At 39.6% G+C, this 20,785-nt stretch carries 21 protein-coding genes; 9 read left to right on the forward strand and 12 right to left on the reverse strand.

Annotation, left to right across the window (positions count from 1 at the left end; all coding sequences use genetic code 11):
- Positions 1-42: 42 nt before the first annotated feature.
- The 5 genes from AC04Q1_RS09125 to AC04Q1_RS09145 form a co-directional block, all read right to left on the reverse strand.
- Positions 43-534, reverse strand: a complete 492-nt coding sequence (locus AC04Q1_RS09125) for an anti-sigma factor (RefSeq protein WP_478363869.1) — start codon at positions 532-534, stop codon at positions 43-45.
- Positions 531-1,112 (reverse strand): RNA polymerase sigma factor, encoded by a 582-nt coding sequence (locus tag AC04Q1_RS09130; protein WP_478363871.1) that lies wholly within the window; start codon positions 1,110-1,112, stop codon positions 531-533. The genes AC04Q1_RS09125 and AC04Q1_RS09130 overlap by 4 nt, the downstream gene beginning before the upstream one ends.
- 14 nt (positions 1,113-1,126) lie before the next feature.
- Positions 1,127-1,312, reverse strand: a complete 186-nt coding sequence (locus tag AC04Q1_RS09135; RefSeq protein ID WP_478363873.1) for a hypothetical protein — start codon at positions 1,310-1,312, stop codon at positions 1,127-1,129.
- A gap of 230 nt (positions 1,313-1,542) precedes the next feature.
- Positions 1,543-1,863: a DMT family transporter gene (locus tag AC04Q1_RS09140; protein ID WP_478363875.1), complete on the reverse strand. Its 321-nt coding sequence runs from the start codon at positions 1,861-1,863 to the stop codon at positions 1,543-1,545.
- Between the two features lie 69 nt (positions 1,864-1,932).
- Positions 1,933-2,424, reverse strand: coding sequence for a Crp/Fnr family transcriptional regulator (locus tag AC04Q1_RS09145; RefSeq protein WP_478363877.1), 492 nt, complete (start codon positions 2,422-2,424; stop codon positions 1,933-1,935).
- Positions 2,425-2,712: 288 nt separating this feature from the next.
- Between AC04Q1_RS09145 and AC04Q1_RS09150 the strand changes: the two genes are divergently transcribed.
- Positions 2,713-3,075, forward strand: coding sequence for a DUF6249 domain-containing protein (locus AC04Q1_RS09150; RefSeq protein WP_478363879.1), 363 nt, complete (start codon positions 2,713-2,715; stop codon positions 3,073-3,075).
- Positions 3,076-3,297: 222 nt separating this feature from the next.
- On the opposite strand, the gene AC04Q1_RS09155 is transcribed toward AC04Q1_RS09150, so the two are convergent.
- The 3 genes from AC04Q1_RS09155 to AC04Q1_RS09165 are packed head-to-tail and all read right to left on the reverse strand — an operon-like array spanning position 3,298 to position 5,408.
- On the reverse strand, positions 3,298-3,720 hold the full coding sequence (locus AC04Q1_RS09155; RefSeq protein ID WP_478363881.1) for a hotdog fold thioesterase: 423 nt from the start codon (positions 3,718-3,720) through the stop codon (positions 3,298-3,300).
- Positions 3,710-4,219 carry a DinB family protein gene (locus AC04Q1_RS09160; RefSeq protein ID WP_478363882.1) on the reverse strand — a complete coding sequence of 170 codons (510 nt, stop codon included), beginning with the start codon at positions 4,217-4,219 and terminating at the stop codon, positions 3,710-3,712. The genes AC04Q1_RS09155 and AC04Q1_RS09160 overlap by 11 nt, the downstream gene beginning before the upstream one ends.
- A complete protein-coding gene (locus AC04Q1_RS09165) occupies positions 4,200-5,408 on the reverse strand; it encodes a sensor histidine kinase (protein ID WP_478363884.1) in 1,209 nt (402 codons plus the stop codon). Before AC04Q1_RS09165 ends, AC04Q1_RS09160 begins: the two co-directional genes overlap by 20 nt.
- A gap of 222 nt (positions 5,409-5,630) precedes the next feature.
- Between AC04Q1_RS09165 and gltX the strand changes: the two genes are divergently transcribed.
- The 8 genes from gltX (at position 5,631) to AC04Q1_RS09205 (ending at position 15,162) form a co-directional block, all read left to right on the forward strand.
- Positions 5,631-7,139, forward strand: a complete 1,509-nt coding sequence (gltX, locus tag AC04Q1_RS09170) for a glutamate--tRNA ligase (RefSeq protein ID WP_478363886.1) — start codon at positions 5,631-5,633, stop codon at positions 7,137-7,139.
- Between the two features lie 172 nt (positions 7,140-7,311).
- Complete coding sequence (gene ypfJ / locus AC04Q1_RS09175) at positions 7,312-8,154, forward strand: KPN_02809 family neutral zinc metallopeptidase (RefSeq protein ID WP_478363888.1); 843 nt, start codon at positions 7,312-7,314, stop codon at positions 8,152-8,154.
- A 104-nt stretch (positions 8,155-8,258) separates the two neighbouring features.
- Positions 8,259-9,392 carry a sensor histidine kinase gene (locus tag AC04Q1_RS09180; RefSeq protein ID WP_478363890.1) on the forward strand — a complete coding sequence of 378 codons (1,134 nt, stop codon included), beginning with the start codon at positions 8,259-8,261 and terminating at the stop codon, positions 9,390-9,392.
- Positions 9,393-9,410: 18 nt separating this feature from the next.
- The gene (locus AC04Q1_RS09185) at positions 9,411-12,998 is read left to right on the forward strand and encodes a response regulator (protein ID WP_478363892.1); all 3,588 of its coding nucleotides are present in this window, start codon (positions 9,411-9,413) and stop codon (positions 12,996-12,998) included.
- 17 nt (positions 12,999-13,015) lie between these two features.
- Positions 13,016-13,387, forward strand: coding sequence for a response regulator (locus tag AC04Q1_RS09190; RefSeq protein ID WP_478363894.1), 372 nt, complete (start codon positions 13,016-13,018; stop codon positions 13,385-13,387).
- A 3-nt stretch (positions 13,388-13,390) separates the two neighbouring features.
- Complete coding sequence (locus tag AC04Q1_RS09195; RefSeq protein ID WP_478363896.1) at positions 13,391-14,209, forward strand: CheR family methyltransferase; 819 nt, start codon at positions 13,391-13,393, stop codon at positions 14,207-14,209.
- Positions 14,194-14,778 (forward strand): chemotaxis protein CheB, encoded by a 585-nt coding sequence (locus AC04Q1_RS09200; RefSeq protein WP_478363898.1) that lies wholly within the window; start codon positions 14,194-14,196, stop codon positions 14,776-14,778. The genes AC04Q1_RS09195 and AC04Q1_RS09200 overlap by 16 nt, the downstream gene beginning before the upstream one ends.
- A gap of 18 nt (positions 14,779-14,796) precedes the next feature.
- Positions 14,797-15,162 (forward strand): response regulator, encoded by a 366-nt coding sequence (locus AC04Q1_RS09205; protein ID WP_478363900.1) that lies wholly within the window; start codon positions 14,797-14,799, stop codon positions 15,160-15,162.
- A gap of 119 nt (positions 15,163-15,281) precedes the next feature.
- Here AC04Q1_RS09205 and AC04Q1_RS09210 read toward each other — a convergent pair whose 3' ends face one another.
- From AC04Q1_RS09210 to AC04Q1_RS09225, 4 genes are all read right to left on the reverse strand, one after another.
- Positions 15,282-16,238 (reverse strand): DUF3137 domain-containing protein, encoded by a 957-nt coding sequence (locus tag AC04Q1_RS09210; protein ID WP_478363902.1) that lies wholly within the window; start codon positions 16,236-16,238, stop codon positions 15,282-15,284.
- Complete coding sequence (locus AC04Q1_RS09215) at positions 16,238-16,795, reverse strand: LemA family protein (RefSeq protein ID WP_478363904.1); 558 nt, start codon at positions 16,793-16,795, stop codon at positions 16,238-16,240. The genes AC04Q1_RS09210 and AC04Q1_RS09215 overlap by 1 nt, the downstream gene beginning before the upstream one ends.
- A gap of 50 nt (positions 16,796-16,845) precedes the next feature.
- The gene (locus tag AC04Q1_RS09220) at positions 16,846-18,660 is read right to left on the reverse strand and encodes a hypothetical protein (RefSeq protein ID WP_478363906.1); all 1,815 of its coding nucleotides are present in this window, start codon (positions 18,658-18,660) and stop codon (positions 16,846-16,848) included.
- A 67-nt stretch (positions 18,661-18,727) separates the two neighbouring features.
- Positions 18,728-20,515: an AsmA family protein gene (locus AC04Q1_RS09225; protein WP_478363908.1), complete on the reverse strand. Its 1,788-nt coding sequence runs from the start codon at positions 20,513-20,515 to the stop codon at positions 18,728-18,730.
- Between the last annotated feature and the right edge of the window lie 270 nt (positions 20,516-20,785).

Below are 20,785 nucleotides of genomic sequence, written 5' to 3' on the forward strand. Positions count from 1 at the left end.
TGAACATAATTCTGCGAAATTATTTTGATCTGCGGGAGCTATTTAAGCTTTCTTAATCTGAGCCATTTTCTTCCTCAAAAACTGATCTAGAAAAATCAATCCGATCACCAGATCTGCAAATAAGAAGCTATAAACCGTAGTCGGTGTGATGTATTGGTCTAAATTAAAGTCGAAATTAACATTCATATCGAACTGGGGCATACTTAGATTTGAGTTATACAATACATAGCCAAATAAGGCGAGCAGGGAGAACACAAAAAAACTACCGATGCTATAAATAATCTTTTTATCAACTTTTGTTTTCATCGCCACAGGTGCAGGCACCAGGGCAACGCTTTCCATTACATTTCTGGTAAACGACATGGAAGGTTCATCAAGATCTATTCCCTCAAAAGAGAGATTAAATTTTAAAAGATCGTCATATTGAGATTTAATTTCAGCATCTGATGCAATTTTTTCTTCGATGGCTTTTTTTGAGGGTTCATCTAAATTTCCATCTATATAATCCCAAAGCTGTTGTTCTATTGTGTTCATAGTAACTCCTTTACTTCATCTTTTAACAAATATTGTAATTTTTCTTTAAGCCTTTGCCTGGCCCGGTGCAATTTTACTTTTATGGTATTGGACTCCATGTGCAAAGCCTCACCAATTTCTTCTAAACTTTGCTCGCCTTTATAAAATAGGGTAATAATGGCTGCATCGTCTGGCATCAACTGGGCAATGGCCAGGTTTAAAAATGCATGACTATCCTGTTTTTCGTAACCGTTGGCACTAAAGCCTGAGGTATGATTTTCGAGCTGTATGATGGTGCCTTCGTCATGGATTGATGAGGTATCTAAGCGTTTTTTTCTCAAAAATGTCATGGCGGTAGTATAGGTAATGGTATACAGCCATGTACTAAATTTAGCCGTTTGTTTAAAGGTACCTAATGCCCTGTATGCTTTCACAAAGCAATCCTGGGCAATTTCTTCGGCATCTTCCCTGTTTTTGGAAAACCTTAAAGCAAGCGTAAATACAAACCGCTGATGGCGTTTTACCAGCAAAGCATACTGAGCGGTTTCGCCGTTCAATACATTTTGGATCAGCGCTAAGTCTGTAAGTTTTTGCTCCATGTTTAGCTGTAAGACTACATTAAAGATAAGTAGGTTACACGTGAAACATCATTTTTATTATCATGCTGCGTTTGTAAAGCATCTGCAGATAAAGGTGTAATATTTCTTTTTGGTTTTTGGAAATAAAAGGGCTGTATTCTTGGCCGATTGAAGTCCTGCTGTCCGCTGTAGCCCTCATCCTTTGGGGCTGCCGCTGCCATCAGGTTTGTGAACAGGGGCTTGTGCGGCCTTTCTAGCCCTAAGTAAGGGTGCTGTTTTGGCCATCTAGCCCCGGGTGAAGCGGTACCCTGCATGGTGGAGGAACGAAACCCAAAGTGTATAAGCGCAACACGGGAAAACCGTTATTTTCTTGCACAGACATTGCGCTCCAAAAAATTGAACTTTTCTTTTAGGCCTGGTACGTCCTGATAAACTTTGGAAGTTATCCGCGCTAGTGTGATGCGAAAAATTTTAATCCTGCAATTGAACCAATCAGCGTACAGATAAAAAAGATCCGCCAAAAGGTTGCCGGTTCGTTAAAATACACGATGCCAATAATTACGGTTCCTACGGCCCCGATACCTGTCCAAACGGCATAAGCTGTCCCCATTGGCAAGGTTTGAGTGGCTTTGTTTAATAATATAAAGCTTAAGGTAATGCAGACAAAAAATGCTGCAGTCCATTTTATATTCGAGAAATTATTCGATAATTTAAGACAGGTGGTAAAGCCAACTTCAAAAAGGCCGGCGATAATTAAGATAATCCAGTTCATGATAAATGTGTTTCTGCAAATTTACCGGACATTTGTGGGGTTACATTTTACAAATGTTAAAAAATGTGCCTATTTACAAGCGGCCCTGATGCGGCTCAATGTAACCTGTGTTACGCCTAAATAGGAGGCAATGTGTTTTAAGGCCACGCGTTTAATCAGCTCTGGTGATTGATCTACAAATTCCTGATAACGCTCTGCAGCACCTTTAAAGGCTCTGTCGATTAATCTTCTTTCGGTGGCAATGAGTTCCTGTTCGGCAATTTTTCTGCCCCAGTTGGCTATTTCCAGGTTGTCTGCATAAAGCGAAAACAGATCATTTAACCTGATCCTCATTAAAGTACAGGTTTCTAAAAGCTCCACATTTTCGTAACCCGGGCGGTTGTTGATATAGCTGTTAAAAGAAAAAAGCACATTGCCACTTTGCCCGAACCAAAAAGTAATCTGCTGGTTTTCGCCATCACAGTATGCCCGGGCTATGCCTTTTTCTAAAACATAGAAATAAGGTTCTATTTTTTCAGCATGAATAATTATAGTGCCTTTTTTATGTTTAACATACTCCATATGCTTAGCAAGCTGATGTAATGAATCATCACTCAATGTGCTAAAAACTACTATATTTTTAAGTTGTTCAATCAAAATGCATGGCTATAAAACAAAAATAGGAATGTTTTGGCTGGCTAGCACTCGGCGATCGACATTTATTGTTTTTTCTCTAAGGTTTGGTGATTGATCATTGGTATTTGAATATTTTTAATATAGGGTGTAACCTGATTCAAAAGCGTGTAGTCATAATACACAGAACACGGTTCAACAGACAGATAAAATATTTACAAATTAAAAATTATAATCATGGAAGGTATATTAGTTCCCATCTCACTTTTTTTAGGCGCATTCGCAATGGTATTCGGGATACGCTATTTATCAAATAAGGAGAAAATGGCAATGATCGAAAGGGGGATCGATCCGGGTATTCACAAGGCAACACCAAAGCCGTTTTTAAGCTTAAAGTTCGGTTTATTACTGGTTGGTTTGGGAATAGGATTATTGGTGGCACTCTTTACGGTTAGAGGCGTATTTGGCAGTGACATGACACATAGTGAAGAAGGGCAGTCGGTGGCCATTTATTTTGGCTGCATCGGTATCTTTGGCGGCCTGGGTTTGATTGTTTCTTACCTGGTAGAAAAGAAATGGCTGGATAACAACAAATTTTAACCAGCAGATAAGTCAAGTTTTATAGCTTGGTGGCTATTAAGCTTGGCTTATCTTGATTTTTGTGTTGTCAGATGTTTCCATCTGACAATTAATATTTTCAGTAATAGAAATTTGCTTTTAGATTTAAAGGACAGTCAGATGGTAACATCAGACAGCACCATTTGATAATATGGAGAGAAGTCAAATTTCATAGCAAGGTGCCGTGAAACCTGACTTCTCTTTTTATTGCGGTTTATTGATAATCGCAACGGTTAAGCGGCTAATGCAATTCATTTTTCCGCGTTCATCATAAATTTTGATTTCCCATACCTGGGTTTTGGCGCCAACGTGCAAAGGTTTGCAAATGCCTTTAACCAAACCGTTTTTTACGGGGCGTAAATGGTTGGCATTCACTTCCAAGCCAACTGCAACATACTTTTCGGGATCAATACACATATATGAAGCAATGCTGCCCAGTGTTTCGGCCAAAACAACCGAGGCACCTCCATGAAGTATGCCAGCAGGTTGGTGTGTGCGTTCGTCGACAGGCATTGTTCCGGCAATGAAATCTTCGCCTATTTCGGTAAATCGGATATCGAGCAAGCCGCCGAGATGGTTTTTCGGACGGTTATTTAAATCCTCAACTGTAAAATTTTTAAACCACATTGTAACGTTCTTTTAAAATCGAAACATGGTGAATGATGTGTCCGCCCACAATAAAAAGAATGGATTTTACATTGATTTCTCTTCCCGAGGCTATTCCTTTTCGGTTTAGTTCATCTTCATTTAAAGATTTAAAAAGGTATAAGTTGGCTTTACGTAATGCGATAAATTCTTCAATCAGATCTTCCAGGCCACGCTCATCAAAGCGGGCATTTACGACATAGTCATCCTCTTCGAAACCGGGCAAGGGTTGCTGTTCTTTTCGTGCAAAACAGGTAATTCGGTAAGCAAAAACACGTTCGGTATCGATAATATGGCCCAGCATTTCTTTAAGCGTCCATTTACCTTCTGCATAGGCATAATCTGCTTTATCTGCATTGGCCCTAAATAAAGCCGGAAGACTTTGAATCTGATCGTTTAAAATCTCAAAAATATCTCGGTCAACTTTACTGATATACGTTTCACCCCAAATTGGATACTCGTTAGGCTGTGGTCGGTTCATATCTTAAACTGCTTTTTAAAATTATTCTAAAAGTTGTGCCTTTACCCAGCTCGGAGTCTTTTACAAAAATTTCGCCGCTGTGGTAATTCTCTACAATACGTTTGGTAAGCGATAAGCCCAGGCCCCAGCCGCGTTTACGCGTGGTATAGCCCGGTTGAAAAACCGCATCAAATTTAGATCTCGGAATTCCCTTTCCGGTATCGCTCACATCAATAAATACCTGCTCTTTGGCTAGGTTTTCGATAATGTTGATGGAAATTGATCCTTCGTTTTCAATCGCATTGGCTGCATTTTTTAAAAGGTTTTCAATTACCCAGTCAAACAAAGGCACATTTAACATGGCCCTTACCTGTTCATCGCCGGTAATGCTAAATTTAACCTTATCTGATGTGCGTACCTTAAAATATCTTATAAAATCGCTGATTACGATGTATACTGTGTGGTCTTCGAGTATAGGTTTAGATCCGATTTTCGAAAAACGGTCGGTAATAATTTCTAAGCGTTTAATATCATTTTCCATTTCAGCAATCAGCGGGTCATCTTCTGCATCGAATTTAGATTTCATGAGCTCCGTCCAGGCCATGAGTGATGATATCGGAGTGCCCAACTGGTGTGCTGTTTCTTTGGCCAAGCCCACCCAAACGTGGTCCTGTTCATCCCGCCGTGCCGAACTGAATGCCGCATACGCCGTTAAAAGGAAAAGAAATATCACCGCCATCTGGATATAGGGGAAATACCTTAGCTGTGTTAAAATGAAAGAATCGCGATAATATGCCTTAAATTTTTTGCCAAAGATATTCATCACATCTGGTGAGTGCTGGGCCTTCATCTGCCTCAGTTGGCGTACAAAATATAAGCTATCGTAAGTGAGTTTAGTATCTGCAATCGGATAGTTGGTTTTTGTACTGTCCAAACCGAAAAAAGAGCTGATCATACCTGCCGAATCGATCATGATAACAGGCGTTTTGGTATTTGCACGCACCGTTTCAACGATTACCCTGTAATCGTCATTATCATAAAGAAACATCGCCCGTTCCTGGATTTTAACCCAAAGATGAAATTGGTCAGCCTCTTCGCGCTCCATTTTTTTTACAAAAGAATCGGTGTAAAATACTGAGGCAATGCCAATTAAGATGGCAAAAATGAGGAGGAAAAACTTCCAGCGGCGTTTCTTTTGATAAGGGTTCATGCTTTAGCTAGCCAAATTACAATAACAAAACGAAAAAATCATAAAACCATTATGCTTTTTCAAAAACCTAAGGCAATCATTTTGAAAGCATAAGCGCTTCATCACGGTTGAAAATGATAAAACGGATGAAAAGCATATCTTTGCAGCGTCTTGCGTTTTGCGCAAAGCGATAAGCGTTCTGAACGCCTAACGCCTAACGCCAATCGCTCAACATACCAATTTATGGATAAGAAAGTTAGAGTTAGATTTGCCCCAAGCCCAACCGGAGGTTTGCATTTAGGCGGTGTACGTACCGCTTTGTTCAATTATTTGTTCGCCAAAAAAAATAATGGAACTTTTGTACTTCGTGTAGAAGATACCGATCAGAACCGCTTTGTGGAAGGCGCCGAAGAATATATTGTAAACTGTTTAAACTGGTGTGGCATTACACCTGATGAAAGTCCGGGTAATCCGGCTGCATATGGCCCTTACCGCCAGAGCGAACGTAAACCGGGTTACCGTAAATTTGCCGAACAGTTGATCAGCGATGGGTATGCATATTATGCTTTCGATACCCCCGAAGATCTGGATGCAAAACGTAAAGAAATTCCGAATTTTCAGTACGGACAAGCTACGCGCATGCAGATGCGTAATTCTTTAACCCTTACCATTAGTGAGGTTGAAGACTTACTGGCGGCAAAAATACCACATGTGATCCGCATAAAAGTGCCAGCTGATGAAATTGTACATTTTAACGATCTGATCCGTGGCGACGTAAGTTTTGAAACCTCCCTGGTTGATGATAAGGTATTATTAAAAGCAGATGGTATGCCAACCTATCATCTGGCCGTTGTGGTTGATGATAAGGCGATGGAAATCAGTCATGCCTTTAGGGGTGAAGAATGGTTGCCATCTGCACCGGTCCATATTTTACTCTGGAAGTATTTAGGTTGGGAAGCCGATATGCCTGCATGGGCACATCTACCTTTAATTTTAAAACCTGATGGGCACGGGAAATTAAGCAAACGCGATGGCGATCGCTTAGGTTTTCCGGTTTATGCCATGAACTGGACTGATCCTAAAACTGGCGATATAACCAAAGGTTTTAAAGAACTGGGTTTTATGCCAGAAGCTTTTGTCAATATGTTAGCTCTTCTAGGCTGGAATGATGGTACTGATCAGGAATTATTTTCGTTAAAAGAACTGGAAGAGAAATTCTCGGTAGAACGGATCAGTAAAGCAGGGGCTAAATTCGATTTCGAAAAGGCCAAATGGTACAACCATGAATGGATTAAATCGCAAAGCGCAGAGCGCTTGATGCCAAGTGTTAAAACAGAGCTGGAAAAAGCGGGTATTGATGCAGGCGGAGATGCTTTTTTAAATACTGTTATCAACTTAATAAAAGACCGCTGTACTTTATTGCCCGATTTTGTGGCACAGAGCAGTTACTTTTTCGCTTTGCCTGCTGAATATGATATAAATGCAGTAAAACCAAAATGGACACCGGAAAAAGCGGATTTTTTTAATGCTTTTGCTGATGGTTTAACACTAACCGATGCCGGTACTGCAGAAACTGCCTTTAAAGCTTTAGCCGAAGAAAAAGGATTTAAACCGGGTGAATTGATGTTACCTTTCCGCATCATGTTGGTTGGTGGCAAATTCGGGCCCGGTGTTTTTGATATTGCCGTATTGTTAGGCGTAGCGGAAACCAGATCAAGAATTGGAAAAGCAATCACGGTTTTTAATAGTTAGTATATTTTAATTAGAGAAATTAAGATAATTGATGCCAGGAAGTCAAGTTTTTTATAAACTTGACTTCTTTTTTGTCGCAACGTAAAAGAATAAATCAATAAAAATAATTTCTACTTTAGTATAACAATTGTCCTGTAATTAAGGTTATTCATTAAACTAAAAAATATAGACTATGCAATGGTTTGGTAAAGGCAGTAATAATGTAGAAGATGGTAGAAGCGGTGGCGGCGGAAAAACCATCCTGGGCGGTGGAATCGGTATAATTATCGTTGTGCTTGGATTAATTTTCGGGAAAGATTTAACAGGCGTGGTGAGTCAGATCCCGGCTACTGCGGGTACCGAAGAAGTAAAACAGGGCGTTCCTGCCAACGATGCACAGGCACAGTTTGTTTCTGGGGTTTTGGAATCAACCGAACAGGTTTGGGATAAAGAATTTCAGGCCATGGGCAAACAATATGAATACCCAAAATTAAGGTTGTTTAGAGAGGCTGTACAAACCGCATGCGGAAATGCAAGCGCTAATGTAGGGCCATTTTATTGCCCTGGCGACCATAAGGTTTATATCGACTTATCATTTTATGATGAACTGAAAAACCGTTTCGGTGCGGCGGGTGATTTTGCGCAAGCTTATGTAATTGCACATGAAGTTGGCCATCACGTTCAAAATTTACTGGGCATTTCAGAAAAGCTGGATCAGGCACGTGGCCAGGTTAGCGAAAAAGAATACAACCGTTTATCAGTTAAACTAGAGTTACAGGCTGATTTTTTTGCCGGACTTTGGGCGCATAACGCACAAAACCTTAAAGATTTTAAGTTAGACGAAGGTGATATAGAGGAAGCTTTAACTGCTGCCAACGCCATTGGAGATGATAAGCTGCAAAAACAGGCTACAGGCGAGGTTCAGCCAGATTCTTTTACCCATGGCACCTCTGCTCAGCGGATGTACTGGTTTAAAAAAGGCTTCGAAACAGGTGATATTAAACAAGGCGATACCTTTAATTCAAATAATTTATAAAAATGTAAAACTTTTTCAAAACACTTTTGTTTGTTTACAGTTAATGAGATTTTTATCTCCAAACCAAACATAATTATCCCGGCTTCTTATTTGTTTTAATAAAGATGATCCTTATAGTTGATGACAGGCCAGAAAACCTGATCTCGTTACAGAAAGTACTCCAGGCACACAATTTTGAGGTTGATACTGCATCATCCGGTGAAGAAGCGCTAAAAAAAGTTTTAAAAAATAATTATGTCCTGATTATTCTGGACGTACAAATGCCCGATATGGATGGCTTTGAGGTGGCTGAAGCCATTTCGGGTTTCAGTAAGGCAAAGGATACAGCCATTATATTTCTATCGGCCGTAAATACCGAACTTAAATTTATTACAAAAGGCTACCTAAGCGGTGGTTTGGATTACATCACCAAGCCCGTTGATATCAATGTACTCCTGTTAAAGATAAAAACATTCTATCGTATTTATGAGCAGAACAGAAAACTTAACGAAGTACAGGAGAAGCTGCTAGAAGAAATCGAATTCCGAAAGCAGGCAGAGCATAAAAAGGACGAATTTATCAGTATTGCCAGCCATGAATTAAAAACACCTTTAACCAGTGTAAAGGGATATATTCAATTATTGCAACGCAGCTTAAACAGAGATGATAAAACCATGGCGCAGAACCATCTCGAAAAAGCCGCCATTCAGCTCGAAAAACTAAATGAATTAATTGTCGATCTGCTCGATATTTCTAAAATTGAAAGCGGCAAGATGAAGTTTAACATGAAAAGCTTCTGTGCCGATAATATGGTGAGCAATGCTATTGAGATGTTGCAACACTCAAATCCCGATTTTAAAATTACTAAACTGGGCAAAACCGATGAAATGATTTTTGGTGATGAAATGCGCCTCGAGCAGGTGGTTATCAACTTTATTACCAATGCAATAAAATATGCACCTGGCACCAATCAGGTTAATGTTACCATCAATATCAAAGATGAAAAGCTGTATTTAGCCGTAAAAGATTTCGGTATTGGCATTTCCAAAGAACAGCAAGATAAAATATTTGATAAATTTTACCGGGTAGAAGAAAACAGCAACCGTTTTAACGGATTGGGCATTGGGCTTTACATCTGCTCAGAGATCATCAATCGTCATGGAGGAACCATCGGGGTAAACAGCGTTCCAGATGAAGGATCGGAATTTTATTTCATTATCCCCATAACCGAAGAAGAAATCCTTAAAAACCAGATCTAATTATCCTTAACACATATAATGAAAACAACTCTTAAAAATAATTTACGTCTGGGCCTTGGCTTGTCGCTAATTATTCTGTTCATAAGTTCACTGGCTTCTTACGTGAGCATCAGTAACCTGATTAAAAGTACCGACCTGGTAAAACACAGCGATGAAGTGATTTTAAATACCGAAGGTGTAATTTCTACCTTAAAGGACGCCGAAACCGGACAACGGGGCTATCTTTTAACAGGAAATAAGATTTTTTTGCAACCATATTACGGCTCTACCGATACTGCGATGGCGACTTTACGCCGGATAGAGGCACAAACCAGGGATAATGCCGTTCAGCAGAAAAATGTTGCCGAATTAAGAAATATCCTGGCCCGTAGACTCAATATTATTACTTCAACGATTGAAATTAAATCATTAGGCGGGCAGATTGACCCAACGGTACTTTTAGAGGGTAAAACTTACATGGACCAGGCACGTGGCGTGGTGAACAGAATGGTGAAGGAAGAAAGGAGATTGCTCGAAAGCCGCACGGCTGAGTTAAACAAACTTACGGCTTATACCCCAATCCTGATTTTAATTGCTGCAGTTCTTGCCATATTGATCACCCTGTTTTTTTACAGAAAAGTATCTGTCGATTTTGATGAACGTGTTAAGCTTCAAAAAGAGATTGAGGATAAAAAATATGAAATGGAGAAACGCATTGCGGCCATTAAGGAAATTGCCTACCAGATTTCTAACGGTAATTATGGCGTAAAACTCGATAGCCAGAGTCAGGATGATATCGGTGAGCTTTCGGATTCGCTGAACACGATGTCTTCTTCATTAAAAAAATCTTTTGATACATTGGAAGAAAACGAGTGGATACAAACAGGGGTGGCCAACTTAAATGTAAACATGGTTGGCGAAAAGGATGTTTTCCATTTGGCAGAAGATATTATAGAATTTTTGGCCAGCTATACCAAAAGCCAGATTGGTGCGCTATACTTGTTTAAGGATGATGGTTACCTACATTTGAAGGGACAATATGCTTTGCAAGGGCAAAATTTAGTTGAAACCATCGAACTTGGACAAGGATTAATTGGCCAGGCAGTGAAAACCGGTAAACCTATTTTGTTGGATGATGTACCACAGAATGAACTGACGGTTACCCATGCCACAGGCCATATAAAGCCGGCGCAACTGATTGTATTGCCGATTATTAGAAACGAGATTTCAATAGGAGGTTTGGAATTAGGCACCATTGGAAAATACAGCGATCTGCAACTGCACTTTTTAAACCTGGTATTATCTGATATCGGTACGGCCCTGTTGGGTGCACAGAACCGTCAAAAGCTTCAGCAGCTATTGGAAGAAACACAGGCTCAATCAGAAGAGTTACAAGTTCAGCACAATGAACTTGAAGGACTGAACGCAGAACTGGAGGCGCAGGCGCAAAAACTTCAGGCCAGTGAAGAAGAATTGCGTGTACAACAGGAAGAACTGTTGCAAAGCAACCAGGAACTCGAAGAAAGAAGCAGTTTATTAGAAGAGAAAAATGAGCTAATAGAAGAGCGGAATATTGAAATTCAGCAAAAGGCGGAGGCTTTGGAGCTGAGTACGAGATACAAATCTGAATTCCTGGCCAACATGTCGCACGAGCTAAGAACTCCACTCAACTCAATCTTGTTATTATCGAGATTAATGGCCGAAAACGAAGCGATGGACCGTGAGCACCAGGAATATGCAGAGGTCATCCAAAGTTCGGGCCAGGGTTTATTGAGTTTGATTGATGAGATTTTAGATCTTTCAAAAATTGAGGCAGGTAAAATGGAACTTGATAGAATGAACATCAAGGTTGATGATATTATCCTCAACATGCGTTCATTGTTTAATCCTTTGGCAAAGGAGCGGAACCTCAGCCTGGTGATTGATAAATCGGCAGAAGTACCTGAGTTTTTTCATACCGATAAAATGCGCTTAGAACAAATCATTAAAAATCTGCTATCTAATGCCATCAAATTTACAACAGTAGGCTCGGTAACATTAAACATTAGTAAAAATGATAAACTGGGTGCGCTGGTATTTAAGGTTACCGACACAGGCGTTGGGATTGCTCCCGAGAAACAGGCCATGGTTTTCGAGGCTTTCCAACAGGCAGATGGTTCTACACGCCGTAAATTCGGAGGTACAGGCTTAGGTCTTTCTATCAGTAGAGAACTGGCAAAGCTATTGGGCGGTTACATTGATTTAAAGAGTGCAGAAGGTGAGGGAAGTATTTTCACCTTAACTTTGCCAATCGATAAAAATAAGGGCTTTGAAGGAGTTGTTAGTTTCGATGAACCTAATGTTGTCGCAGCGGCAGAACCTATTACCAAAAAAGCAAATCACTTAACGGTTGATAACATTCCACAGGAAATAGACGATGACCGTGATAACATCCAGCCCGATGATAAGGTAATTTTAATTGTGGAGGATGATACCCCTTTTGCAAAAACACTTTTAGATTTTACCAGAAAAAGAAATTATAAAGGTTTGGTTGCCGTTCGTGGGGATGTGGGCATTGAAATGGCAAAAACGTTTAAGCCGCTCGCTATTTTACTTGATATTCAGTTGCCAATTAAAGATGGCTGGCAGGTAATGGAAGAGTTGAAATCAGATCCTTCCACACGTCCGATTCCGGTGCACATCATGTCATCTCTACAGGTGAAGAAAGAAAGTTTACTAAAAGGAGCGGTAGATTTTATCAACAAACCTTTTGCTTTCGAACACATGCAGGAGATCTTTTCAAAACTGGAGCATGCGCTTAGCCGTCATCCCAAAAAGGTGCTTATTGTTGAAGAAAACGAACAACATGCCAAAGCCTTGAGTTATTTTTTAAGCAATTTTAATATCCAGACGGAGATTGTAAACCAGGTAAATGAAAGTGTTTCTGCACTACATAAACCCGAGGTGAACTGCGTAATTCTGGATATGGGCATTCCTGATAAACATGCTTACGAAACCCTGGAAGTGGTAAAGAAAACACCAGGACTGGAAAATCTTCCGATCATTATCTTTACGGGTAAAAACCTTTCGAAGGGAGAAGAAAACCGCATTAAACAATACGCAGATTCTATTGTAGTAAAAACTGCACATTCTTATCAGCGTATTCTGGATGAGGCAGGTCTGTTCCTTCATTTGGTAGAAGAAAAGAGTAAGGAGAAAACAAAAGCGCCTAAAAAATTCTCCGAGCTGCAAGACGTGCTGATCGGTAAAACGGTACTGGTTGCCGATGATGATGTCCGTAATATTTTCTCATTAACGAAGATGTTAGAGCAGCACCAGATGAAAGTTGTAGCCGCTACTGATGGTAAAGAAGCGCTTAAACTTTTAAATGAAACCCCCGAGATTGACGTGGTTTTAATGGATATGATGATGCCTGAGCTTGATGGTTATGAAACCACAACCGCCATTAGGCAGGATATCAAATACCGAAACCTCCCAATTTTGGCGGTAACGGCTAAAGCCATGATGGGCGACAGGGAAAAATGCATTGCGGCGGGTGCTTCCGATTACATCAGTAAACCCGTAGATATGGATCAATTGATATCGCTTTTGCGTGTTTGGCTTTACGAAAATCATCATAAATCATAAACCATTTTTATTAAACTATGCCTCAAAAATTAATTCTCATTATTGATGATGATAACCGAAACATTTTTGCCCTAAAAGCTGTTTTAAAGGCCAAAGGTTTTGATTGTGTATCTGCTATAAGTGCTCAGGAAGGCTTTTCTATTATAGAAAAACACGACAATGTTGCGATCGTATTAATGGATATGATGATGCCTGATATGGATGGTTATCAGGCCATTGCCGCAATGAAGAAATCTGCCAAAATGCAGAACATACCCGTCTTGGCCGTAACAGCTCAAGCTATGGTTGGCGATAAAGAGCGCTGCTTAAGTGCGGGAGCGTCGGGCTATGTTTCAAAACCGATAAATGTTGACGAATTATTAGTACAGATAGAAAACTTTACAAAATAGCCGGTGATAAGTGATGCAATAGATAATGATCAGGTGGAAATCCTGCTGAACGATGTTTTGGAAAGCCATGGTTACGATTTTCTGGAATATTCTCATGCATCAATAAAAAGAAGGATTAGCCGCCTTTATGCATTGGATAACTTTGTAAGCTTTGCAGAATTCCGTTATACGGTTAGAACCGATAAGCAATATTTTAAGCGCTTTTTAGAAGAGATTACCGTTAATGTGACCGAAATGTTCCGCGATCCTTCTTTTTATAAAGCGCTGCGGAATGATGTTCTTCCTGTTTTAGGCACTTATCCTTTCATCAGGATTTGGGTGGCAGGCTGTTCTACCGGAGAGGAAGCTTATTCGCTTGCCATTGTTTTAAAAGAACTTAACTTGCTCAATAAATCGCTTATTTACGCTACGGATATTAATCCATCTGTTTTGGAAAAGGCGAAAAAAGGCATGTTTCCGCTTAATTATTTAAAGCAGTACTCAGAAAATTATCTCCGGTCGGGTGGGACGAAAGATTTTTCGACCTACTATACCGCAAACTATTCATTGGCGAAATTTGATGAAAGCTTGAACAGCAAAATGATTTTTTCGACACATAATTTAGTTTCTGACCATTCTTTTAATGAATTTCAACTAATTTTATGCAGAAATGTATTAATCTATTTCGACAAGGATTTACAGCACAAAGTATTTAACCTGTTTGACGGAAGCATTGAAAAATTAGGGTACCTTGCTTTAGGAAGTAAAGAAAGCTTGGAGTTTTGGCCCAAAGCCAAAGAATATAAAAGGGTACAAATGGAGAAAATATGGCGGAAACTGTAATTTCTAACTCCTGTAGTGCATTAATTATCGGTGGTTCGGCCGGTAGTCTGGATGTTTTGCTCGAAATTTTTCCTGCTTTAAGGAACGATATCAGTTTTCCAATTATATTAGTGGTTCACCGTAAGGCCAGTAACGAGTCGCTTTTAACCGATTTATTGCAAAGCCGAACCAAATTGCAGGTTAACGAAGCAGAAGAAAAGGAATTTTTAACATCAGGAAAAGTTTTTATCGCTCCGGCTGATTATCATCTTTTGGTGGAAGAAGATCAAAGCATTTCTCTGGATTATTCGGAAAAAGTGAATTATTCGCGGCCATCTATTGATGTTACCTTTCAATCTGCAGCTGAGATCTTTAAAGAAAAATTAGTCTGTATTTTACTGTCGGGCTCTAATGCAGATGGAGTTGAAGGATTAAAAATTGTAAACAATTTGGGGGGTAAAGTGGTTATACAAGATCCAAATACAGCGATAATGCCGTATATGCCCCAACAGGCGGTAATTAACGTAAGGCCACATGTGATATTGGATGGCCATGATATGGCTGATTATATAAATAATTTAAATGGTTAATTTGCTTTCGGAGGTAATATGATAGTTGCAAAAAAAGTATTTGTTTTTGATGATAATAGGGATATTCTAGATCTGTGTACATTTATTTTGGAAGATGCTGGGTATGAGATAAAAACATCTGAGAACGCCAATAATATAGAAGAACAGGTAGCAGAATATATGCCTGATTTAATTTTTATGGATAACTGGTTGCCAGATTTAGGCGGAATACAGGCCACAAAAGCATTAAAAAGCCATCCTGATTTAAAACATATCCCGGTAATTTATTTTTCGGCCAATAACGATATCTCTTCATTGGCTGATGAAGCTGGTGCAGATAGTTATTTATCGAAACCATTTGATATTGCTGCGCTTGAGGAGATTGTGAAAAAGCATTTGAGTTAGCAGCGCAGATCTTACGAAGGTTCGATTGGCTTGATGCTGAAAAAACTTCGTAAGCCCAGGCCCGGCCCACACGAAACCCCACATTTTGCCATTTATTTTGCCCTTGTTAAACCTCGGGTTTATGCTTTCCCCCAAATCCTGGTATTCAGGTCCAGTTCCTTAACAATATCATACATAAACTTGATGGTGGCAATATCTTCATTTACCGTTTCCGGGTTTAACAATGATTTAAAAACAGGAGCCTCGAAATAGTTCCGGTTTAAGGGAAAAGCGATATACATTCTCGATTCGATAAAGGATAGGCTAATGTTGTGTTTAGTTTGATGGTTGAGGTTTAATATCCGCTCCATCATGGCAGGAGTAAGGATGTACCTCGATTCAACCTGATCCGATCCATGCGTTACAAAAGTCTTATCGAAATCTACGTTTTCCAATTGAATAACATCTTTACTACCAAAAGAAAATAGGTTTTTTGAAAACCATGCGCCAAAAGCAGCACCAAAATCTTTCGGCTTAACAATGGTAACACCATTAAATTTCTTGTTAAAATCGGCCGCAAAAATAATTCCCTTAAAAATATCGTGCCATTCAGTTCGGGTTCCGTTCTTTGTTTGGGTAACCGTTTTATATTCAGCGTGTACTTCGGCAAAATAAAACCTGGTTTTGCCGGCACATCCTGTTACCAGGTCTTCTGTTTTATAACGATCGGGCCCGGTGTTGAAAAGCTGAGTATACATAAACTCTGAAGCCTCAATTCCCTGATAAGGACTAATGGCTAAACTTTCGTCTAAAAATTTAAGGGCAGTGCCAATTACATCGTTTTTGTAGGTGTTTTTATAAATGTTCAGCGCGTCGCTGATTTTATAAAATATAACAGACCCATAAATAATGGGGATTAAACCTGAAATTACACCTGGTATGGGAAAACCTAACAAAAAGCCAAGAATGAGAACTAAAATACCTGCAGCAATAAAAATATAGCCTTTGGTTTGGGTCGCGGCAATTCTTTTGCGCTCTACCTCCATTGTAGCCAGAACCTGCTGTAAGGCTACATTGCTTTCAATATTGACCAACATTAATTATTGAAAAGTTCTTTGGCGCTGATGTTTTTACGTTCTTCGGCCGCGGTTTCTAAAACGGCAATCGGCTGAAAGTTTAACATTCCGGCAAATAAACTGCCTGGAAACATCATAATCGAATTGTTATAGTCGGTTACTGATGCATTATAAGTTCTTCTGGCAGCGGCAATCTGCTCTTCGCTTTCGGTCCAGGTGGTTTGCAGGTTAATGAAATTGGTATTAGCCTTTAAATCAGGATAGTTTTCAATGTTCACCATCAAACCTTTAACACTGCTGCTCAATTGCGCATCTAGATCTGCTTTTTCGGCAGTACTCATGTTACCCGAAGTGGCTCTTGATCTGAGTTCAACTATTTTGGTCAATGTTCCCTGTTCGTAAGTGGTGTATTGTTTTACCACTTCAACCAGGTTAGGGATTAAATCAAAACGTTTTTTGAGCATGACATCAATGGCCGAGAAAGCATTGGTTACCTGGTTTTTTTTACCGATGAGTGAGTTGTAGAAGAAAATTCCGATCAGGAATATAAATCCGATGATAATGAGGGCAATAATCATAATTTTGGTTTAATGGTTAGAGAATAAAGATAAGAAAAGGTTACAAATTGTTAGCGCTTTTCATTTTGTTCCTGCTCCCTTTTCATGCGGCGTTCTAGTCTTTTCTGTTTTCTTAGATTATGACTGGCCCGCATGGCCTTAAACTTTGCAATGTGTTCGCGCACTTCATTCTGTTTTTCTTCAGTAATACCGATACTGTATTTTATGCCTGTAAAAAGGCTTTTCCAAATCAGGTTAAAGAAAGAAGTATTTGCTGGTCTGCTGTAATTCACATTTACCGGGACTAATTTCCCGTCTGCACCAGGGTTTTCAGATTTAATAATTAAAGCGTTCGCCAAAAAAGAAAGAAAGCCACGGGTAACCAGGTGATCTTTTTCAGGGTCGTTTTTCATCAGGGCTACAGAAAGGTCGTAATAAGAGAATGCTACCGTTCCCCTTGCGCCCAAATCATTTGCCTTAAAATCGAACTTCAGCTTATCTATATTGCCGCGGTTAATGCGTACCAGGCCAAGGGGTTTGGTAATCTGGTTTAAAACCCTCGAATTAAAATTATGTAACACGCCGTTATAGGAAAAAGCACCATCTTTGGCTGTTAAGTCGAATTTAAAATTTACATCCAGTTTTCCCTGACCAAAAAGATAAGTGTTCAGGTTAACCTCCATTGTTGGGTTTATGGCCTTGATTTTTTCCAGATTGGTAGCGTTTTTTATGATCCCTGAAGTATGCTCAAAGCTAATCTGTCCCTTCTGGCTGCTTTCGCTATTGTAAACGGCATAATTAACATTTACATCTTTCAGTTGAATTTTCTGCACCAGTATAGGGGCATTCAGCAACTGTAAAAGTTGATGGGGGAATTTGCCTATTTTGTTTTCCTGTGGTTTTTGCGGAAGCCCATTCTGATTAAAAACCGAAATAAAACCATTAGAAATGGCCATTTCCTTTGCCCATAACTCTTGCTTGCTGATATAAAGCGGCAAGTCAATACCGTTGAGCATAATATCACTCATGTTGATATTAAAGCGTTCGCGGGCATAACCAGCTACTTTTCCAAAGGTCATTTCATCATATAAGGGAACCATGGCAAAACTGTTTATCCTCAGCTTACCCGTTGTTGCCCTAAAATCCAGCTGATCCAGCTTAATATCGTACATTTTATCCGGTGTGCGGTAAACGTAATTATTAAGGTTGATTACAATATCTTTAAGCAGGTAAAAGCGTGAAGGATCTTCTGCAGAGGTAGAATCGACCAATAGGTCGGTTAACGTAATATTGAGATCGTCAATTGAAAATGGAGAGGAGTTGGGTCTGTTTTTATTGATGTACTTAAAGCCAACATCCTTAAACCGGATGGTTTTAATGCTAAATTCTTTCAGGTTTTTGGAGATGATGTCGTAAGGAGACTTAATCGGTCTTGGCGCACGGCCCTCGTTAAAGGCAAACTGCTGATTAACCATCGTTACTTCCGGTTTATCAAATATGATCTCCTCGAGCTGGAGTTTCTGTTCCCTGTACAAGGTTAAAGGATGGAAACGTTTCACCACCAGCTTTTTTAAAGATACCGTGTACAGGTTATTTGGGGCTCTTTTTAAGGCGATAAGTTGTTTAAACCGATTGGTATCGGGCGTTATTTTTACATTTTGTAAAGTAGCATTGCCGGTAATCACATTGGTAGAAACCTTGGTAAAGCTAATGGTGTATAAACTATCGGTCGATTTATAGAGCAGCGTTTTTATCCTATCGGTTAATATCGGGCGCGATTTTACATTTAAAAACCAAGCGACACCTGCAAGTAGGATAAAAATGCCAAGCAGCGTGCCGGCAACCCATTTCAAAACTTTATAACGGTATCTTTTTGTATCAGGCATTAAAAAAAGGAGGCTGTGGTTTTATCAGCAATATACGCTTATAAACATATATTTTAGAAAGGTAAGATCAGTTTTTTTCTCTCCTTGCTTTCCTTGCGGCTTTTCTATCTGCACGCTTTTGTTCCCTTATTTTTTTAGCGGTTACTTTTTGTTGCTTTACCGGATTTTTTTCCGGTACGATGCCAACACCTACTATATCTTTTATACCAACAAAAACGGTTTTCCACATCAGGTTAAAAAAAGATGCCGAATTAATCCTGGTATTGGTCATCGTTGCAGTTCTTGGGGCCTCGCCTTTCTGTGGATTTTCATTTTTAACAAGAATGGCATTGGCCAGAAACGATAAAAATCCCTTTTCCTTAGTTCCCTCACCATCAATGTTATCCGAAAGCAACTTTACCTTTAAATTGGTGTACAGCATATTCATGGAACCTGTAGCCGACCTTAAATTTCCATTCGCCTTGAAATCGATGTGTTGGATGTCGCCGCTTTCTATTTCTACTAAACCCAGCGCTTTAGATAGTGGATTTAGGTTTTTCATATCAAATTTGCCCAGGTTTCCACTGTAGGTAAAGGCGCCGTTATTGTCGGTAAGGTTAAAATCAATCTTTACATTGAATTTTCCTGTGCCCATCAAAAGTGTATTTAAATTGGCTATAGCATGGTTCTTTCTGCTCAATTGTACGCTATCATTGGTTACGTTTAAAATATTTCCGGTTACTGCCTTAAAATCAACGGATCCCGTTTTTTTACTGGCAGGGTTAAATTCCGAATACTTCACATTCACATTTCTCAGCTTTACCGTATCGATTAGTGTAGGCATATTCAATCTCTTCAAGGCAATATGTGGATAATTTTGACCTTTATCCAGGCCGGGAGGTGGCGGCGATTCGCGGCTCATAAAAACTTCAACATTTGCCGGACCGACTCTTAACGATTTTGCATGCAACTTCTGATCGGTATTTAAACCGATAAAATCAACACCATTAAACTCTATCTTCTCAAATGCCAGGTTGTAGCGGTCTTTCTGGACTTTATATTTCCGGGCAAAAGTGAGTTCATCATATAGTGGCGTGAGTTTAAAACCTTTAACCGTTATTTTTTTTGATGCTGTAGAACCGTTAATGGTATCCACCTTCATGGAGTACATTTTATCTTTCGTTACCGACTTGTATCCTGCAATCTGAAAAGAGGCATCTTTTGTATAATAGAATCTGGTGGTGTCATTTCCGGAGAGCGAATCCAATAAAAAATCGTTAATAGTGATATCAAGGTGTTTGATAGCGTTTTTGGTCTTTTTTGCAGCAGTTTTGTTGATGTAATCAAAATCTGCATCCACAATTTTGATGCTTTTAATGTGTACCGATTTGAACGTTTTTGAAATTTGCTCGTAAAGCGATTTTTCGTCTTTTATGGTATCTGGTTTTTTGCTTACCTTGTTAAAAACCATATTGATGGATGGTTTCTGCAAAAGAATTTCACTCACATCTACCCGTTTTTTAAAATAAGCGGTTAATATCCCAACACGGGTAATTTGCAGTTTCTTTAATTTGATTTCAAAGGTGTGGGCGGGTGCCAGCTGCTTTTTCTCTAAGCTGTCAAAAACAGCCGTATCGGCTGTTAAGGTAACATCCCGCAGCGCTAAACTGCCAGTAATAACATTTAGGTTGATGCTTTTAAAATCAATCCGATATAAATGATGGGAGCCATTGTACACACCGGCCTTAATTTTCTCGGTCAGGATAGGTTTCCATCGGGCACTCAAAAACATAGCACCAAAGGCGATAATTAATACCAGTATACCGAATATGCTTCCTATCCAGGTCCAGATTTTGTTTTTATGCTGAGCTGTCATTGTTGTGGCTTATCGTTAGGTAACAGATGGGAGGGCGAAAGGTTTTTTGAAGCTAAAAGTCTAAAGGAGAAAGGCCTCAATCGGATACTTTTTGTAGCGCAAGGACAGCATTAATAACGAGGTACGGTCTTTTGCTACGCTTATACGCTTTGGCCATCGTACCTCCTGCCTGCAGGGTACCGCTTCGCCAAGGGCTATATAGGTTAGGGCGGTGTCATGGAAACCCTCATAGGAGCAAAAGCAGCTGTCATCTAAACCCGACCGGAGTGA

It is taken from the genome of Pedobacter humicola (genome assembly GCF_056490705.1).

What these genes read in the sequence shown, in the direction of transcription:
- AC04Q1_RS09190 (WP_478363894.1), top strand. Translation starts at nt 13,016, where the DNA reads ATGCCTCAAAAATTAATTCTCATTATTGATGATGATAACCGAAACATT.
- AC04Q1_RS09185 (WP_478363892.1), top strand. Translation starts at nt 9,411, where the DNA reads ATGAAAACAACTCTTAAAAATAATTTACGTCTGGGCCTTGGCTTGTCG.
- AC04Q1_RS09200 (WP_478363898.1), top strand. Translation starts at nt 14,194, where the DNA reads ATGGCGGAAACTGTAATTTCTAACTCCTGTAGTGCATTAATTATCGGT.
- AC04Q1_RS09135 (WP_478363873.1), bottom strand. Translation starts at nt 1,312, where the DNA reads ATGGCAGCGGCAGCCCCAAAGGATGAGGGCTACAGCGGACAGCAGGAC.
- AC04Q1_RS09220 (WP_478363906.1), bottom strand. Translation starts at nt 18,660, where the DNA reads ATGCCTGATACAAAAAGATACCGTTATAAAGTTTTGAAATGGGTTGCC.
- AC04Q1_RS09145 (WP_478363877.1), bottom strand. Translation starts at nt 2,424, where the DNA reads ATGGAGTATGTTAAACATAAAAAAGGCACTATAATTATTCATGCTGAA.
- AC04Q1_RS09160 (WP_478363882.1), bottom strand. Translation starts at nt 4,219, where the DNA reads ATGAACCGACCACAGCCTAACGAGTATCCAATTTGGGGTGAAACGTAT.
- AC04Q1_RS09165 (WP_478363884.1), bottom strand. Translation starts at nt 5,408, where the DNA reads ATGAACCCTTATCAAAAGAAACGCCGCTGGAAGTTTTTCCTCCTCATT.
- AC04Q1_RS09155 (WP_478363881.1), bottom strand. Translation starts at nt 3,720, where the DNA reads ATGTGGTTTAAAAATTTTACAGTTGAGGATTTAAATAACCGTCCGAAA.
- AC04Q1_RS09225 (WP_478363908.1), bottom strand. Translation starts at nt 20,515, where the DNA reads ATGACAGCTCAGCATAAAAACAAAATCTGGACCTGGATAGGAAGCATA.
- AC04Q1_RS09125 (WP_478363869.1), bottom strand. Translation starts at nt 534, where the DNA reads ATGAACACAATAGAACAACAGCTTTGGGATTATATAGATGGAAATTTA.
- AC04Q1_RS09215 (WP_478363904.1), bottom strand. Translation starts at nt 16,795, where the DNA reads ATGATTATTGCCCTCATTATCATCGGATTTATATTCCTGATCGGAATT.
- AC04Q1_RS09180 (WP_478363890.1), top strand. Translation starts at nt 8,259, where the DNA reads ATGATCCTTATAGTTGATGACAGGCCAGAAAACCTGATCTCGTTACAG.
- gltX (WP_478363886.1), top strand. Translation starts at nt 5,631, where the DNA reads ATGGATAAGAAAGTTAGAGTTAGATTTGCCCCAAGCCCAACCGGAGGT.
- AC04Q1_RS09205 (WP_478363900.1), top strand. Translation starts at nt 14,797, where the DNA reads ATGATAGTTGCAAAAAAAGTATTTGTTTTTGATGATAATAGGGATATT.
- AC04Q1_RS09150 (WP_478363879.1), top strand. Translation starts at nt 2,713, where the DNA reads ATGGAAGGTATATTAGTTCCCATCTCACTTTTTTTAGGCGCATTCGCA.
- ypfJ (WP_478363888.1), top strand. Translation starts at nt 7,312, where the DNA reads ATGCAATGGTTTGGTAAAGGCAGTAATAATGTAGAAGATGGTAGAAGC.
- AC04Q1_RS09130 (WP_478363871.1), bottom strand. Translation starts at nt 1,112, where the DNA reads ATGGAGCAAAAACTTACAGACTTAGCGCTGATCCAAAATGTATTGAAC.
- AC04Q1_RS09210 (WP_478363902.1), bottom strand. Translation starts at nt 16,238, where the DNA reads ATGTTGGTCAATATTGAAAGCAATGTAGCCTTACAGCAGGTTCTGGCT.
- AC04Q1_RS09140 (WP_478363875.1), bottom strand. Translation starts at nt 1,863, where the DNA reads ATGAACTGGATTATCTTAATTATCGCCGGCCTTTTTGAAGTTGGCTTT.